This is a genomic window from Pseudarthrobacter sp. lyk4-40-TYG-27, assembly GCF_030209295.1.
GTDB lineage: Bacteria > Actinomycetota > Actinomycetes > Actinomycetales > Micrococcaceae > Arthrobacter.
On record NZ_JARVSH010000012.1, the window covers coordinates 97,203 to 112,766 of the forward strand.

Annotated in this window: 15 protein-coding genes, 1 tRNA gene and 1 pseudogene; 6 read left to right on the forward strand and 11 right to left on the reverse strand. The window is 66.1% G+C overall.

Annotated elements, in window-relative coordinates; genetic code table 11:
- Nucleotides 1–193: 193 nt before the first annotated feature.
- The 8 genes and pseudogenes from QRM96_RS18995 to tmk all read right to left on the reverse strand — a co-directional run bounded on the left by QRM96_RS18995 (nucleotide 194) and on the right by tmk (nucleotide 7,739).
- Nucleotides 194–367: a CsbD family protein gene (locus QRM96_RS18995; RefSeq protein ID WP_285320594.1), complete on the reverse strand. Its 174-nt coding sequence runs from the start codon at nucleotides 365–367 to the stop codon at nucleotides 194–196.
- A gap of 122 nt (nucleotides 368–489) precedes the next feature.
- Nucleotides 490–1,572 carry a glycerophosphodiester phosphodiesterase gene (locus QRM96_RS19000; protein WP_285320584.1) on the reverse strand — a complete coding sequence of 361 codons (1,083 nt, stop codon included), beginning with the start codon at nucleotides 1,570–1,572 and terminating at the stop codon, nucleotides 490–492.
- A gap of 55 nt (nucleotides 1,573–1,627) precedes the next feature.
- Entirely contained in the window at nucleotides 1,628–3,292 is a 1,665-nt protein-coding gene (locus QRM96_RS19005) for a phosphodiester glycosidase family protein (protein ID WP_285320585.1), read from the reverse strand.
- 375 nt (nucleotides 3,293–3,667) lie between these two features.
- Nucleotides 3,668–3,826, reverse strand: a pseudogene (locus QRM96_RS19010) (ATP-binding protein); the annotation flags it as partial.
- A 317-nt stretch (nucleotides 3,827–4,143) separates the two neighbouring features.
- Nucleotides 4,144–4,216 (reverse strand) — tRNA-Thr (locus QRM96_RS19015).
- Nucleotides 4,217–4,321: 105 nt separating this feature from the next.
- Nucleotides 4,322–5,890 (reverse strand): alpha/beta hydrolase, encoded by a 1,569-nt coding sequence (locus tag QRM96_RS19020; RefSeq protein ID WP_285320586.1) that lies wholly within the window; start codon nucleotides 5,888–5,890, stop codon nucleotides 4,322–4,324.
- A complete protein-coding gene (locus QRM96_RS19025) occupies nucleotides 5,887–7,050 on the reverse strand; it encodes a DNA polymerase III subunit delta' (protein ID WP_109044720.1) in 1,164 nt (387 codons plus the stop codon). The genes QRM96_RS19020 and QRM96_RS19025 overlap by 4 nt, the downstream gene beginning before the upstream one ends.
- A complete protein-coding gene (tmk, locus tag QRM96_RS19030; RefSeq protein ID WP_109044719.1) occupies nucleotides 7,047–7,739 on the reverse strand; it encodes a dTMP kinase in 693 nt (230 codons plus the stop codon). The genes QRM96_RS19025 and tmk overlap by 4 nt, the downstream gene beginning before the upstream one ends.
- Nucleotides 7,740–7,874: 135 nt before the next feature.
- Between tmk and QRM96_RS19035 the strand changes: the two genes are divergently transcribed.
- Nucleotides 7,875–9,065, forward strand: a complete 1,191-nt coding sequence (locus QRM96_RS19035; protein WP_018762319.1) for a trans-sulfuration enzyme family protein — start codon at nucleotides 7,875–7,877, stop codon at nucleotides 9,063–9,065.
- 9 nt (nucleotides 9,066–9,074) lie between these two features.
- Nucleotides 9,075–9,428, forward strand: a complete 354-nt coding sequence (locus QRM96_RS19040; protein ID WP_018762318.1) for a DUF2516 family protein — start codon at nucleotides 9,075–9,077, stop codon at nucleotides 9,426–9,428.
- Here the strand turns inward: QRM96_RS19040 and QRM96_RS19045 are convergent.
- Nucleotides 9,413–10,267: a class I SAM-dependent methyltransferase gene (locus QRM96_RS19045; protein WP_109044718.1), complete on the reverse strand. Its 855-nt coding sequence runs from the start codon at nucleotides 10,265–10,267 to the stop codon at nucleotides 9,413–9,415. The genes QRM96_RS19040 and QRM96_RS19045 overlap by 16 nt on opposite strands.
- 101 nt (nucleotides 10,268–10,368) lie before the next feature.
- On the opposite strand from QRM96_RS19045, the gene QRM96_RS19050 reads away from it, so the two are divergent.
- Nucleotides 10,369–11,115 (forward strand): phosphoglyceromutase, encoded by a 747-nt coding sequence (locus QRM96_RS19050; protein WP_018762316.1) that lies wholly within the window; start codon nucleotides 10,369–10,371, stop codon nucleotides 11,113–11,115.
- A gap of 140 nt (nucleotides 11,116–11,255) precedes the next feature.
- Here the strand turns inward: QRM96_RS19050 and phoU are convergent, their stop codons facing one another.
- Entirely contained in the window at nucleotides 11,256–11,918 is a 663-nt protein-coding gene (phoU, locus tag QRM96_RS19055; RefSeq protein WP_026264739.1) for a phosphate signaling complex protein PhoU, read from the reverse strand.
- A 205-nt stretch (nucleotides 11,919–12,123) separates the two neighbouring features.
- Between phoU and QRM96_RS19060 the strand changes: the two genes are divergently transcribed.
- Together QRM96_RS19060 and QRM96_RS19065 are read left to right on the forward strand one after the other, a co-directional pair.
- Nucleotides 12,124–13,365: a sensor histidine kinase gene (locus QRM96_RS19060; RefSeq protein WP_109044717.1), complete on the forward strand. Its 1,242-nt coding sequence runs from the start codon at nucleotides 12,124–12,126 to the stop codon at nucleotides 13,363–13,365.
- Nucleotides 13,362–14,042: a response regulator gene (locus QRM96_RS19065; protein ID WP_026264738.1), complete on the forward strand. Its 681-nt coding sequence runs from the start codon at nucleotides 13,362–13,364 to the stop codon at nucleotides 14,040–14,042. The genes QRM96_RS19060 and QRM96_RS19065 overlap by 4 nt, the downstream gene beginning before the upstream one ends.
- Nucleotides 14,043–14,147: 105 nt before the next feature.
- Here the strand turns inward: QRM96_RS19065 and QRM96_RS19070 are convergent, their stop codons facing one another.
- Nucleotides 14,148–14,711 (reverse strand): hypothetical protein, encoded by a 564-nt coding sequence (locus QRM96_RS19070; RefSeq protein WP_285320596.1) that lies wholly within the window; start codon nucleotides 14,709–14,711, stop codon nucleotides 14,148–14,150.
- Between the two features lie 271 nt (nucleotides 14,712–14,982).
- Here QRM96_RS19070 and QRM96_RS19075 point away from each other — a divergent pair, with 271 nt between their 5' ends.
- Nucleotides 14,983–15,465, forward strand: a complete 483-nt coding sequence (locus QRM96_RS19075; RefSeq protein ID WP_011690592.1) for a CarD family transcriptional regulator — start codon at nucleotides 14,983–14,985, stop codon at nucleotides 15,463–15,465.
- Nucleotides 15,466–15,564: the final 99 nt, after the last annotated feature.

The window sequence follows — 15,564 nt, forward strand, 5'->3', positions numbered from 1 at the left end:
CCACAGCGAGATCGGCATTCGACAGGGCTCCCTCGACCGGCTGTAGCGGACGGGAGTGGGGATCGATCGAAGAATACCTGACCGCGCCCCACGAGCTGGAATCAGAACACCTTCCAGAAACAGACGCCCACACCATGAGGACACAAAAAAGGCGCGCCCCGTTCGCTGAGCGCGCCCTTCCCGTATAAAACTGTCAGTCCTTGAAGGCGTCCTTGACCTTTTCTCCGGCCTGCTTCAGATCACCCTTGGCCTGGTCTGCCTGGCCTTCGGTCCGGAGGCTCTCATCGCCTGTTGCGGTGCCGGCCGTCTCTTTGGCCTTGCCGCCTTCCTTCTCGGCAGCGTTGTCAATCTTGTCGCCCAGTCCCATGGTGTTTCCTCCTCTGGTTGGCAGCCGTTCGCATTCGGCTGCATCCATAGTAAGCATGCTTAGGATTATGTTGGCAAGTCTGCCGAGCAGGAGCCTCGGGCTTTGGATCGCAGGCAGCCAGGTTACTTGGCTGCCGACATGCCCGGCTCCAGGGTGTACTGCTTGGGCAGCTTCAGGGACCGTTCGGCCATTACGTCACGCAGCATGTTGGGGTAGTCGGTGATGACGCCGTCGACGCCGTCGTCCATGAGCTTGCGCATGGTCGGCTTGTCATCGACGGTCCAGGGGATAACCTGCATGCCCTTGGCGTGGGCGCGGGTCACCATGTCCGCGTTCACGTAGGGGACGTAGCCTGGGTCGGTGACGGTGCCGTTCTGGGGCGTGCCATGGACGGGGGAGATGGCGTCAAAGCCAAGGGAAGCCGCGGCGTCCACCAGGTCCCCGCCGAAGTCATCGGCGTCAATGCCGCCGAGCCATGGCGACTTGCCCGGCTGGCCGGCCTGCAGGAAGTCCTTGTTGGTCAGGGCGACGGTGCGGATGCCGGGCTGGCGCTCTTTCACCATGCGCAGGGAGCCCCAGTCGAAGCTTTCGATGGAGACGCGCTCTGCCATGTGGGCCTTGTTGATTTCGCGCAGCGCGACGTCGACGAACTGTTCGCGCGGGGCGGTCTGTTCCGGGGCGCCGGCCTCGACCTTGGTTTCGATGTTGAACTTGACCTGGCTGGCCCGGTAACGGTTGGCGAGGTCGAAGACCTCTGCCAGGGTCGGCATCCTGGCTCCGGGGGAGGCCTGCTGGCCGGGGAACTGGGGCAGCGTCTGGGAGCCGCAGTCCAGGCTGCGGACCTGGTCGAAGGTGAGGTCCTTGATGTACTTGCCCACATAGGGGAAGGACGGGTCTCCCGGGGTGACAGGCGCGGTGTCCTTGCACTTCCGGCCATCAATCTTCCGGTCGTGGGTGATGACTTCGCGGCCGTCCTTGGTGATCTGCAGGTCCATCTCCAAGGTGGACACGCCGGTCTCGATGCCCTTGGCGAAGGAAGCGAGTGTCGATTCGACGGTCAGGCCGATGCCGCCGCGGTGGGCCTGCAGGTCAAAGTGGTTTTCGATGCCGTTGGGGTTGGTGTCGGCGGCGTGGGCCGGGAGGGATGTTCCCAGGGCAAGGCCGGCAGTGATGGCGGCCGCGGTCAGCAGCTTGGTGCACTTCATGGGTTCTCCGGGGTTGGGGTTGTGGCGGGGTGGAAGGTGAAGGGCGTGGGCCGGGTTACGGCTTGCGGCCGGGCAAGACGAGGAGGGCGTCCCCGACTGGGCGTTCGCCGGTGGCGTCGGAGGGGGAGTTCATGACCTGGTCGCCCTGGACCATGGTGGTGGATCCGCCGCCGTCGAGGTTGATGGCGTTGATCATGCCGAGCGATTTCGCCACGTGGGCTTCTTCGTTCAGGCTCAGGCCCAGGGAGGTGGTTTGGCGGCCGTCGGCGGTGACCAGGATGGTGCGGCCCTGCGCGTCCACTCCGGCGAAGGTGCGGGGGTTGCGCTTGTGGACCCAGCCGTAGAAGAAGCTGTTGCTGTCGTTGGTCCGGACCATGCCGTCGCGCTTGGCCGTGACGTCCAGCTGGCCGTTCTGGACCAGGGTCGGGCCGCCGTTGACGACGTCCGTCGTCGGGGTGGTCGTCAGGGTCTTTCCGCTTTCATCGAGCAGGTCCGTGTCGACCTTCAGCTTCTTGCCCGGCACGGCCAGGGCGGCGAGCTTGTCGACGTCGGCGCCGATGGCCTGCACTGTCTGGCCGCCGGCGGGCACCGCGGTGCCTCGCGCGTGGTTGACGGCGGTGACGGTGCCTTGCGCGTCAAGGACGACTTCGAGTCCGGGGCCGGCCGGGGTGGTGGGGCCGAACTCGGGAGTGAAGGAGACGATCTCGTCCGGGTCCGTGCAGGTGAAGTCGTGCAGGGGCAGGTTCGTCGGGGTGTCGTCGGTGCCGCCGCAGTTGCGGATCAGCCCGGGGACCCGGTCGATGCCGTCCAGTGGGAGTTCCGCCGCGCCCGGCGCGGTGACAGTGCCGTGCCAGTGCAGCCGCTGGATGGAGGTGCCGTTCTTATCCAGGACGAGGGAGGGCCGGTCGCCGACGGGTTCGCTGAGGACCTTGCCGTCGTGGACTGCGGCTCCGGCGGGGTCACCGGGGGCACCCGCCGCGGGGTCCATGGTGAAGAACCCGCCGTTCACGGCTGCCAGGGCGCCGGCGGCTGAGAGCTGGCTGGTCGTTTCGCGGTTTTCGAGGTTGGGGCCGAAGGAGGAGGTGAGGTCGCCGTGGAATTCCTTCGGATCAATCGTGAGCACCTGGAGATTCCACGGTCCGCGGTCGTCCTCGCTGGAGCCGGCGTCACCGTCCCAGCCGGTGTAGATCACCGAGGCCTTGTAGCCCGCGGCTTTGATCTGGTCCACGGTGGCAGCACCGTCGGCCTTCGAGCTGAACTGGCCCGCACGGACCCGGTAGCCGAGGTCGCCGCCGGCGTCGGCCAGCTGGGGTGACTGGACGTGCTCGATGCGGGCAGTGACACCAGCGGCGTTGAGCTTGTCGGCAACCTTCTGCGCCTGCGCCTGGGTGGACAGCGCGGAAGCCGGGGCGTCGGGGTCGAGAGAGGTCGACGGGACCGCGACTTCGGCAGTCCAGAAGAACTCCTGGTTAGGGGCGCCGCGCGTGATCGTGGTCCGGGTCAGGCCCGGAGCCAGCGTGGTCACGTTCCGCGTCTCAGGCAGGTCCTGCGCGCCGAGGTCCAGGTGTGAGGCCTGTGCCGGTGCGGCAGCCTGCTGGTCAGGTGCCGGTGCTGTTGGCGCCGCGGTGGAGGCGCCTGCCGGGGTGAGGAAGGCGAAAGGGAGGGACACGGCCAGGGCGGTGATAACCGCACGGCGGTGACGATGATTGGGGCTGATCATGGTTATCGACACTAGAGCGCCAGGAAGTCATAGAGCCCTCCCACACACCGCGGTTATTCATGCCTTCGATGAGTGTTCATCAACCGTTCGGGGAACTGTGTCCGGATGTTCCGTCCAGATGCCGTAACCCCCGCGCAGCATGGAGAACTTATGTGCGTACCCGGCAGCCGATGAGCCTCGTGGCGGGCATAGGAAAAGGTGCGCCCCGTTCGCTGAGCGCACCCTTTTCGAACTCCCCGTTCCCAGCCGTTTGCGATCGACTGCATCCAGAGGAAGCATGCTTAGGATCAATTGGGCAAGCCCATTTTCCATGACTGAACCCGTCGGAACGGACGAAAGCGCCGAGCGGCTCCAGGCCGCTCAGGTGATGAGGCGCTAGACGATCGCCAGCGCTGGGGGTTTGGCGTCAGCGGCTGGCAGGCTCAGCGCCGCCCTGGTGCCGCTGCCCGGGCTGCTAGAGAGGGTGATGTGGCCGCGGTGGTTTTCGACGATGGACTTGGTGGTCGCCAGCCCCAATCCGGCGCCGGGAATTGTTGAAGAATGTGCTCGGTGACCTCGCGCCGCAAGCCGTCCGGAAGCAGTAAGCGCCGCGCATGTCCTCGAGGATCTGGGTCAAGGACATGCTCGGATTTTAGCGGGTCCTTTAGCGCTCGTTTCCCTCGGCGCAATTCGTCCCACGGACGAGAGGTTGAGGCGATCCCGGACAGGACACTTTGCGGCCGGGATTAGAATCACCCCACTGTTACAGGTTCATTCAAGGGAGCGTCTAAGTGTGCCCTGCCATCGAGAAGATCTCTCGGCTTAACCAGCGAAAAACCCCTAGAACCCTTGAGTCCTAGGGGTTTATCCCGAGCTTCCTATCAGAATCGAACTGATGACCTTTTCATTACGAGTGAAACGCTCTACCGACTGAGCTAAGGAAGCACCGCACAAAATCCCGGACTGAACCGGGCCCTTCATGCAAGAGTCAACTGTAATAGAGTCTCTGCGCCGCGGTCAAAATGGGACAGGTGCAGGCCGCTGAGGCGTTCAGCACACGGTGTTGTCGGCCGGAACTTTGCCCCCGACCAGGTAATTGTCCACCGAATCTTCGAGGCAACTGTTGGCCCGGCCGTAGGCTGTGTGCCCCTCGCCCTTCCAAGTCAGCAGCGAGGCGTTCCCCAGCTGTTTGCGCAGGGAGGCAGCCCAATCAACCGGGGTGGCGGGGTCGCCCGTGGTTCCGATGACCACGATCGGGGAGTTCCCCGGGTATTCGACCGCCTGCGGCGTCCGGACGTTCTTGTACGGCCAGTCAGCGCAGCTGGTCCCGCCGTAGGCGAAGAAGTAGCCAAAGGTGGGGGAGTCCTGTTCCAGGCGCTTCTCCTCCGCCCGCATGCCGGCGGTGTCCGAAACCATGGGGTAGTCAAGGCAGTTGATCGCGTTGAACGCGAACGTGGAATTGGAGGTGTACGAGCCGTCGGTCGCACGGTCGGCGCTGATGTCGGCGAGGCGCAGCACCAGGCTCACATCCCCGTTCATGGCGGCCTCCAGCGCCTGGGTGAGGGCAGGCCAGCTCTGGTCGTTGTAGAGAGGGGTGATCAGGCCGCTGACGAACGTCGTCGCATTGACCAGGCGGCCGTCCTTGGCGGTGCGGGGTGTCTGTTGGACGGCGTCGATGAGGTCCCGGATCTGTTGCACGCCGGAGTCGACGTCGCCTGTCAGCGGGCACTTGCCCTGCCGCTGGCAGCTGGCGACGTAGGTGTGGATGGCCTTCTCGAACGCGCGGGCCTGGCCGCTGGTCAGGTCCTCATTGCTGATGGACGGGTCGAGGGCGCCGTCAAGGACCATCCGGCCCACGTTGTCCGGAAACAATGAAGCGTAGGTGGAGCCCAAGAAGGTCCCGTACGAGTATCCGAGATAATTCAGTTTGGTGTCATTGACCACCGCACGCAGCACGTCCAGGTCCTTGGCGGCGCTAACGGTGTCGATATGCGCCAGGACCGGGCCGGTTTGCGCCGCGCACTGGGCAGCGATTGCCTTGTTGTCCGCCAGTGCCGCCGCCAGCCCGGTGTCGGTTTCGAGGGCGTAGGTCTTGGCGCGTGCCGCGTCACGCTCCGCGTCGGTCATGCAGGTCACGGGAGCGGAACGCTTGACGCCGCGGGGATCGAAGCCCACGAGGTCGTACGCATTGCGGACGGCCGCCGAGAAGTGTGTCGCAGCGGCGTCCTTCACGAAGTCATAGCCGGAAGCGCCCGGGCCGCCCGGATTGACCAGCAGGCTGCCCGTTTTCTTGCCGCTGCTGGGGGCCCGCAGGGCCGCGATTTGGATGGTGTCGCCGGCCGGGTTGGCGTAGTCCATCGGGACGGTCACCTTGGCGCACTGGAATTCGCCTTCGCAGGGCTGCCAGACGACTTCCTGCGAGTAAAACTTCTCCAGCCCGGCGGGCGCGGACGCCACGATCGAGGGGTCGGCCTTGGCGGTGGCCGCCTCCGGCGGGTTCTTGTCCCCGCCGTTGAGGAGGCTGCACGAGGCAAGGACCATGACCAGGGCCATGGCGCCCGCGGCGCGGACGGCGGCCAGCAAGGACCTGTGGCGTGCGGGCAGGGGGCGGGCAGTCATCGGGTCTCCTTGGAGGGCTGGATCAGGCTGGCCGCCATGGACTCGAGGGTCAGCAGCGGGGCGACGTTTGTGGTGGTGATGCGTTCGCGGGCTTTGTTGATGGCATCCATCCGGGCAAGCGTGCCTTCCGGAGTACTGCGGGCGGCGAACTCCTCCAGCTCACTCCTGAGCTCAACGTTGACCAGCTCCACGGCGTTCCCCAGCTGGATGATCAACACGTCCCGGTAGAAGGACAGGAGGTCCGTGAGGGTCCGGTCCAAGGAGTCCGTGATGGAGCGCTTGGCCCGCCGCTTCTGGTCGTCCTCAAGCTGTTTCACCTGGCTGCGCATCGCCGGGGGGAGCGTGCCGGACTCGGGCGCGCCAAGTGTTGCCAGGAGGGCTGCTTTTTCCGCGGCGTCGCGCTCCTCGTTGGAGCTGGTGGCCTCTGCGGTTGCGATCTTCACCAGCTTGTCCGCCATCATCACCGCGGCTGTGACGCCACGGAGCCCGAGCGGGAACCGCACCGTCTCCAGGCGGCGTTCCCGGGCGGCGGGGTCCCGGGCCAGCCGGCGGGCGATCCCCACGTGGCTTTGCGCTGCCCGCGCCGCGCGTTCGGCGAGCTCAGGATCAACGCCGTCCCGCCTGACCAGCAGGGCTGCAACTTCCGCGGCAGGCGGCAGCCGCAAGGCAACACTGCGGCAGCGGGACCGAATGGTCACCAGGACGTCGGCCGGGGACGGTGCGCAGAGCATCCACACGGTGCGCGGGGTGGGTTCCTCGATGGCCTTCAGCAGCACGTTGGTGGTCCGCTCAGCCATCCGGTCGGCATCCTCCACCACGATGATCCGCCAACGCCCCGCGGACGGCCGGTTCCCCGCCGTTGCCACCAGTTCGCGGGCCTCATCAATGGTGATGGTGACCTTCTCCGTGCGGACGAAGGTCACGTCCGAGTGGGTTTCCCCGAGGATGGTGCGGCACGCTTGGCACCGGCCGCAGCCCCGCAGGCCCACGTCCTCCTGGTCGCAGTTCAGCGCGGCTGCGAAAGCTTTGGCTGCGTTGGAGCGCCCGGAGCCCGGCGGCCCGGTAAACAGCCAGGCGTGCGTCAGGCCTTCGCCGCTTGCCGCCTGGCGCAGCTGTTCGACGACGGCGGCTTGGCCCTGGAGGTCGTCCCACACCGTCACGAGCCGCCACCGTCCGTCCCGTGCCGGGAGGGCAACGCATTGGAAGGAGCCGGGCCGGCAAGCAGAGCGTCGACCCGGTCCCGGATTTGCGCCGCGAGTTCGTCCACCGGCAGTTTTGCGGGCAGGACCAGATACGCTCCGGGGCGGGCGGCAGCGAGGTCGAGGAAAGCCTTCCGAATCCTGGTGTGGAAGTCATCTGCCTCGGACTCCAATCGGTCCTCGGCCGCCTGGCCGGCAGTGCGGCGGCTGCGGCCAAGCCGCGGGTCGACGTCCAGGAGGACTGTGAGGTGGGGCTGCAGGCCCGAGGTGGCCCAGTCGTTGAGGGACTTGACGGCGTCCTGGCCGAGGTCGCGGCCCGCCCCCTGGTAGGCCACTGACGAGTCTATGTAGCGGTCGGTCAGCACGATTTCGCCGCGGCCGAGTGCCGGCCGGATGACCTGGGCGGCGTGGGCTGCCCGGGACGCCGCGAAAATCAGGGCCTCGGTATGGGCATCGATCTCGCCGTTGCCATGGTCCAGGACCAGCGAACGCAGCTTTTCGCCGACGGGGGTGCCGCCGGGTTCACGGGTGCGGCGCACGGTGTACCCCCGTGATTCCAGTTCAGCCGCAAGCCGGGCCGCCTGCGTCGACTTGCCGGCGCCATCGCCACCTTCGAATGCGATGAACACGCCCGCCATTTGTTTGCTCACCTCCCAAGCCTACCGAGCCGGACCGACATTTCATGACCTGCCGCCGCACCCTGTGTGGACGGCCGGTGAACGCAAGGCGTCCATACGGCGGCACCCCTTTCAGGCGGATCCTGGCCGGACAGTACGCTGTTGAACATGAGTCTTTCCGAGCACCAGGCCGCGTCCCTTTCCCCCGAGACCGTCGTGGTCGCGGCCGGACGTCCGCCCCGGGAAAGGGACCAGCCGGTCAACCCTCCCATCACCTTGTCCTCCACCTACTTCGGCACCGGTCCGCTGGGCGACGGGGACCGGGGTTATGGCCGGTATTCGAACCCCACGTGGGATCCCTTCGAAGAGGCGCTGGGCCAGCTGGAAGGCTCCGCGCTGCCGGGCCTGCTGTACGCATCAGGGCTGGCGGCCGTCAGCTCGGCGTTGTCCCTGATCCCGGCCGGGGGAGTGCTGGTGATGCCGGACCACAGCTATTCGGGCTCGCTGGTCATGGCCTCCGAACTTGCCCAGAAGGGCTTCATAGAGCTCCGCACCGTGGACATCGCCGATACCGATGCTGTCAAAGCTGCCCTGGCGCCCACCGGTCCCGGGGCCCGGGCCGCGGCCATGCTCTGGCTGGAAAGTCCCACCAACCCGATGTTGGGGATCGCGGACATGGCGGCTGTCGCCGAGGCCGCCCACGCCGCAGGAGCCATCGTCGTCACGGACAACACCTTTTCCACCCCTTTGGTGCAGCAGCCCCTCCGGCTCGGGTCCGACGTCGTGCTCCACTCGGTGACCAAATACCTCGCCGGGCACTCCGACGTCGTCCTTGGGGCGCTGGTCACATCCAACCCGGACATCCGGTCCGCCTTGCTGCACCACCGCATCATCCACGGCGCCATCGCCGGACCTTTCGAAGCATGGCTGGCGCTGCGCGGACTGCGGACCCTTGCACTGCGGGTGGAGCGGTCCCAAAGCTCCGCGATGCTGCTGGCGGAGCGCCTCGCGGCCCACCCCGCCATTGAATCCGTCCGCTTCCCGGGCCTCCCGTCGGACCCCGGCCATGAGCGGGCCCAGGCCCAGATGAAGGGCTTCGGCTCCATCATCTGCGTGCAGGTGGCGCCGGCCGCCGGCCTGGGCGGTGCCGACGCTGCGGACAAGGTGGTGGAGGCCCTCGCATTATGGCTCCCTGCCACGTCACTGGGCGGCGTCGAGTCCCTGATCGAACGCCGTCGCAGGCACGCAGCAGAACCTGCCAGCGTGCCGGACAACCTGGTTCGCCTCAGCGTGGGGGTCGAGAACGTGGAGGATCTCTGGGCGGACCTGAAGCAGGCGCTGGACACGCTGGGCGGCTAGGCTGGGTTCGTGGACGGTGAACTGATTATTCGGCCTGTAGAACAGGCAGTGTTCTTTATCCTTGGCCTGGTGGCCCTGGGACTGGAATTGTGGGCGCTGGTGGACTGTGCCCGGCACCGCGCCAACGCGTTCGAGGCGACTGGCAAGCGGACCAAGGCCTTCTGGCTCGCGCTGACCGGCGGCGCCACACTGGTGGGCGTGATTTCGCTGTTCGGCGCCGGCGGCGGCATCGTCAGCACCCTTGGCCTGTTTGGGCTCGCCGCGGTCGTGGCCGCCTCCGTTTACCTCGCCGATGTCCGCCCCGCCGTGAAGGACGCCGGCCGCGGCGGCAGCCGCAACACGGGGCCCTACGGCCCCTGGTAGCCAGGTTCCACGGCGTCCCAGCCCACGGTTAGTTCGCCCAGCCGCCATCTGGCCGGGCCGTCCTGGACCGGCCACCCGGCGTCGCGCAGGCTCCGGCACATGCCCACCCAGCGCTGCCTGTTCCCGAACGAGGCAAGGGGGGCGCATTCCAGCCAGGTCCGGTCCAGCGCCAGCAGGAAGTCGTGGACCCGTTCACCGGGAATATTGCGGTGAATGAGGGCCTTCGGCAGGCGCTCGGCCACCTCCGAGGGCAGGTCGAAGCTGCCGAAGCGGACCGAAATGCTCAAGGACAGCGGCCGCTCACGGTCAAGCGCAACCCACGTCACCCGGCGCCCCACTTCGTCGCACGTGCCGTCGATAAACAGGCCGCCCGGTGCCAACCGGTCCTGAACCAGGCGCCAGATGCCCGGCACATCCGCTTCCTCGTACTGGCGCAGCACGTTGAAGGCCCGGACCAGGACCGGACGGCCGGGGACGGGAAGCTCGAAGCCGCCCACATGGAAGGTCAGTCCCGGACGCTGGAGCGGGATCGCCGCCTGCACGCGCCCGGGCTCGATTTCGATGCCGGACACGCGGACGTCCGCCCGCACTGTGGCAAGGCGCTCAAAGAGTTCGACGGCGGTGGCCGGGGTGGCGCCGTAGCCCAGGTCAACCACGAAGGGGTCGGCCGCGGACCGCAGCCGCCACGCCTGCGGTCCCGTCAGCCAGCGGTCCACCCGCCGCATCCGGTTGGGGTTGGTGGTTCCCCGGGTGACGTTGCCTACCGGCCGGCCCTGCCGGCCGGCAGATGTCCTGCCGGAAAGTTGTGGGGTATTCACCCGTTCAGCCTTTTGAACCACGGCCCCAACACTATCCCCGCGGGGGTGGAGGCGGGTCCAAAAGCCTGCCCGGCCATGTAACGCTGGGCGGCCGGCAACACTGCTCGGCTAGGATGAAAATCATGACTTACAAGCTGATTCTGCTGCGCCACGGCCACAGCGAATGGAACGCCAAGAACCTGTTCACCGGCTGGGTGGACGTTGACCTGAACGACCAGGGCCGCGCGGAAGCAGCGCGGGGCGGTGAGCTGCTGGTGGAGAACAACATCCTCCCGGATGTGCTGTACACCTCCCTGCTGAAGCGGGCCATCAACACCGCCAACATCGCGCTGGACAAAGCCGACCGCGGCTGGATCCCGGTCAAGCGTGACTGGCGCCTGAACGAACGCCATTACGGCGCGCTGCAGGGCAAGGACAAGGCCCAGACCCTGGCCGAATACGGTGAAGCGCAGTTCATGGAATGGCGCCGGTCCTACGACACTCCGCCGCCGCCCCTGGATGACGACTCCGAGTTCTCCCAGGCCCACGACCCCCGCTATGCCGGCCTCGGCGACGCCCTCCCGCGCACCGAGTGCCTCAAGGACGTCCTGGTACGCCTGCTGCCCTACTGGGAATCGGACATCAAGGAAGACCTCAAGGCAGGCAAGACCGTCCTGGTCACAGCCCACGGCAACTCGCTTCGTGCGCTGGTCAAGCACCTGGACGGCATCAGTGACGAGGCCATCGCCGGGCTGAACATCCCCACCGGCATTCCGCTGGTGTACGACCTCGACGATGACTTCAAGCCGGTCAAGCCCGGTGGAACCTACCTGGACCCGGAGGCCGCTGAGCAGGCCATCCTGGCCGTAGCCAACCAGGGCAAGAAGTAAGACTTCGCGGTTCTTCGCCGGGTGCTCGGTCGTTCCTCCCTTAGACGCACTCCGGCCGAAGAACGCGCTGCGTCAAATGTGAAACGACGACGGCGGGCTGGTCACCTGGGGTGACCAGCCCGCCGTCGTTATCCGCCTGGTTAGCTGTGTTCAGTCGCGTTGGGCTGCCACGCGCCGGTGACCAGGTAGGTCACTTTCTGGGCGACGGAGACGCCGTGGTCCGCGAACCGCTCGAAGTAGCGGCTGGCGAGGGCCACGTCCACGGTGGTCGCCGGCGACTCGGTCCACTCGGGTGAGGCGATGGCCTTGAAGACGCTCAGGTGCAGGTCATTGATGGCGGTGTTCGCCTTCAGGATGTCCCTGGCCACCTCGAGGTCGCGGCTCTCCAGCAGCACCGTCAATTTGTCGGCGATCTCCTGGTCCAGTTCGGCCATGCGGTTGAAGGTCCCGGTCATGGACTCCGGAATGACCGTGGACGGGTACCGGAGGCGGGCCAGCTGGGCGATGTGGCGCGCGAGGTCGCCCATCCGCTCCAGTGAGGCACTCATCCGCAGCGAGCCCACGATCATGCGCAGGTCGCTCGCCACGGGACCCTGCAAAGCCAGGATGTCGATGGCCCGCTCATCGAGGCTGTTCTGCAGGAAGTCGATGCGCGCATCCGCCGCGATGACGTCCTGGGCGAGGTCCACGTCCGCGACCTGGAATGAAGTGGTGGCCTTGTCTATGGCTTCGCTGACCAGCCGGGAGATCTCCACCAGCTGGTCACCGACCTGGGTGAGCTCTTCCTGAAAAACCTTACGCACGTAGGCGTCCTTTCCTTGGAACTCCTGCCGGCCGCTCCAGGGCAGCAGGAATCGTGTCGCCATGGGGCGCTCTAACCATTAACTCTGGCATCGCCCGGTAAACGATTATGCCCATGGAGGTGAACGTTAGTTGAACCGTTCGCGGTAAGGGCTTCGAAGCGCCGGTGGCCTCCGGGCAAGAGCATAAAGTGGAGCTGTGGATCCTATGCTCATTGGTCTGGTTGCAGGCCTCGTCGGCCTGGCGCTTGGCACGTTCGGCGTGCTGGCGTTCCGGGTCAGCGAGAAGCAGCGCGAGCTGCTGGAGGTCGACGCCGGGGAACCTGCGCTGCCGGACGGGGCGGCGGAGGTGCTGGCCGTCGTCGGACGTGCCTTCGTGGTCCTGGACGACGTCGACGGCGTTGTCCGTGCCAGCCCGGCAGCCTACGCCTACGGCCTGGTCCGCGGCCATACCGTGGTCCACAAAGAACTCCTGGACATGACCGCGGGTGTGCGGCGCGATGGCGTCATCCTGGAGAAGCAGCTGGAGCTCCCGCGCGGACCGCTGGGGCAGGGGACCATCATCGTCCAGGTCCGGGCAGCCATGCTGGGTGAGGAATACATCCTGCTCCTGGCCGATGACCGGACCGAGATCACCCGCACGGAAGAGATCCGCAACGACTTCGTCGCCAACGTCTCGCATGAACTGAAGACGCCCGTCGGCGCCATCTCCCTGCTGGCCGAGGCCCTCGAGTCGTCCGCGGACGACGAAGAAGCGGTCCGCCGGTTCGCCAAGCGGATGCACAAGGAGTCAGCCCGCCTCGCCGCACTGGTCCAGGACATCATCGAGCTGTCCCGGCTGCAGGGCGCCAGCGTGACGCAGCAAGGCGGCCCCGTGGACATCAACGCGGTCATCGCCGAGGCCGTGGACCGGTCGCAGCTGCCCGCCGAGAGCAAGAACATCAGCATCGTGGTGGGCGGCCGCACTGAGGGCAAGGTCTTCGGCGACCAGGACCTTTTGGTCACCGCGCTGCGCAACCTCATCGACAACGCCATCCGCTATTCACCGGCCAACACAAGGGTGGGAATCGGCGTACGTTCCAGGGAGGGCCTGGTGTCCATCTCCGTGACCGACCAGGGGGACGGGCTCACGCCCGAGGACCAGGAACGCGTCTTCGAACGCTTTTACCGCGTCGATGCCGCCCGTTCGCGCCAGACCGGCGGCACCGGCCTGGGCCTGAGCATCGTCAAGCATGTGGCCTCAAACCATGGCGGCGAGGTGACGCTCTGGTCCCAGCCGGGCCAAGGATCGACCTTCACGCTGCGGCTTCCCGAGATGGAAGGACAGGACAGCGACCGTCCGGTCCCTGACGCTCCGGCACCGTCGCCGGCGCGGCAGCCGGCCGGCCAGCCTGCACCCACCCAAGTACCCCGCGCCGCCGGCGCAACAGAACGAGGAGCTAGCGCTTGAGCAGGATTTTGATAGTGGAGGACGAGGAGTCGTTCAGCGATCCCTTGTCCTATTTGCTGGGCAAGGAAGGATTCGAGGTTGAGGTGGTGGACAACGGCCTCGACGCGATCACGGAATTCGACCGCAACGGCGCCGACCTTGTCCTGCTGGACCTGCAGCTGCCCGGCCTGTCCGGCACCGAGGTATGCCGCCAGCTCAGGCAGCGTTCCAGCGTTCCAGTGATCATGTTGACGGCCAAGGACTCGGAGATCGACAAAGTCGTGGGCTTGGAGCTCGGCGCGGACGACTACGTCACCAAGCCCTATTCCTCCCGCGAACTGGTGGCCCGGGTCAGGGCGGTCCTGCGGCGCCAGGGCGAGCCGGAGGAACTGATTTCCTCAACGGTCCAGGCCGGCCCGGTCCGGATGGACATCGAACGCCACGTCGTGAGCGTGGACGGCGAGCAGGTCCTGCTGCCATTGAAGGAGTTTGAGCTCCTGGAGATGCTCCTGCGCAACTCCGGCCGGGTCCTCACCCGGGGGCAGCTGATTGACCGGGTCTGGGGGTCGGACTACGTCGGCGACACCAAGACCCTTGACGTCCACGTCAAACGCCTCCGCGGCAAGATCGAGCCAGATCCCTCCGCACCCCGGTTCCTGGTCACCGTGCGGGGCCTCGGTTACAAGTTCGAACCTTAGGCCCGGGCGGCCAAGGCTGTCCAGGCGAGTGCAACAGCAAAGGGAGGGCCAACCGGCCCTCCCCTTGCTGTACGTCTCGGGCTGCCCGCCTTGGCGGGCTCCCCGCTAGCGGCTGGTGGCGGTTGCCGTTGCGCTTGGCGTGGCGGTGGCCGTTGCGCTGGCACCGGCGGACGACGACGGCGAAGCCGACGGGCTCGCGGTGGGCAGGTAGTCCTTGTATTCCTTCAATGTGGCATCCAGGACCGGCACCTTGACCGTGCTGGTGACGTTTGTGCCGTTCTCGCTGATCTTGACGTCCACCAGCGAACCCGGCTTTCCGCCGGTGGTGCTCAGGATGGCAGGGTCGGTGTTTTCGTTCAGCAGCGTGTACGAGTTCGCCTTCACCGGAACTTCGGTTTGTGAGCCCTTGGCGCCGTTGACCGTGAGCTTCACGTCCTTGGAAGAGGGGTTGTAGACCGCGCCGATCAGGCGGCCGGGTCCGTCTTCGCCGCTGGAAACGATGAGGATGTTCCGCAGCTGCAGCGGGCCGAGGTCTGCGCGGATGCCGTCCGAGGCGGAGTACTGGTGGCTGGTCTGCTGGGGCGTGATGTAACCGCAGCCCGCAGTCAGCAGGCTGACGCCAAGGGCAGCAGCCGTCAGTGCCAGTTTGCCGCGCTGGGCCCGGTTCATCGCAGTGGAACGCACGTCACGTACTCCTCGAGAAATTTGAAGTCTTTTGCAGCCATAGCCTATCCGCAAACGGGGTCAAACGAGGATTCGAGGCTGTCACATCGACTGTGGGAACGCTCACCTGATGCACTAATATCCTCATCCGTCAAGGGGGTTGAGGAGGTCGATTGGGCCGTTTTTCCGCGTATTTTCGCGGTTGGGAGCCCTTTCTCCGGCCGGTCATATGCCTGAATCGTGATAAACTGGTCTGCGGGAAAGGGGAAATGTCCACATGGTATTTGAGGTCGGCGAGACAGTAGTTTACCCTCACCACGGTGCTGCGAAGATTGAAGAAATCAAGATGCGCACCATCAAGGGCGAAGAGAAGATGTATCTCAAGCTCAAGGTGGCTCAGGGTGATCTGACCATTGAAGTTCCAGCAGAAAACGTGGACCTTGTTGGGGTTCGGGACGTAGTGGGCAAGGAAGGCCTGGAGCACGTGTTTGATGTGCTTCGTGCCGAGTTCACCGAAGAACCCACCAACTGGTCACGCAGGTACAAGGCAAATCTGGAGAAGCTTGCTTCCGGTGACGTCATCAAGGTGGCAGAGGTCGTTCGCGACCTGTGGCGCCGGGATCACGACCGGGGCCTTTCCGCAGGCGAAAAGCGAATGCTGGCCAAGGCCCGCCAAATTCTGATTTCAGAGTTGGCGCTGGCTGAAAAGACCGACGAGGAGAAGGCCGCAAGCGTTCTCGACGAGGTCCTGGCTTCCTAAGAATTTAGCCCCGGCAGCACCCACGTGCCGCCGGGGCTTCTTTTTGCCCGGAACCGGGCTGCGACCCGGGCACGGCGCAGCCGCCACGGCGTCGTAGGC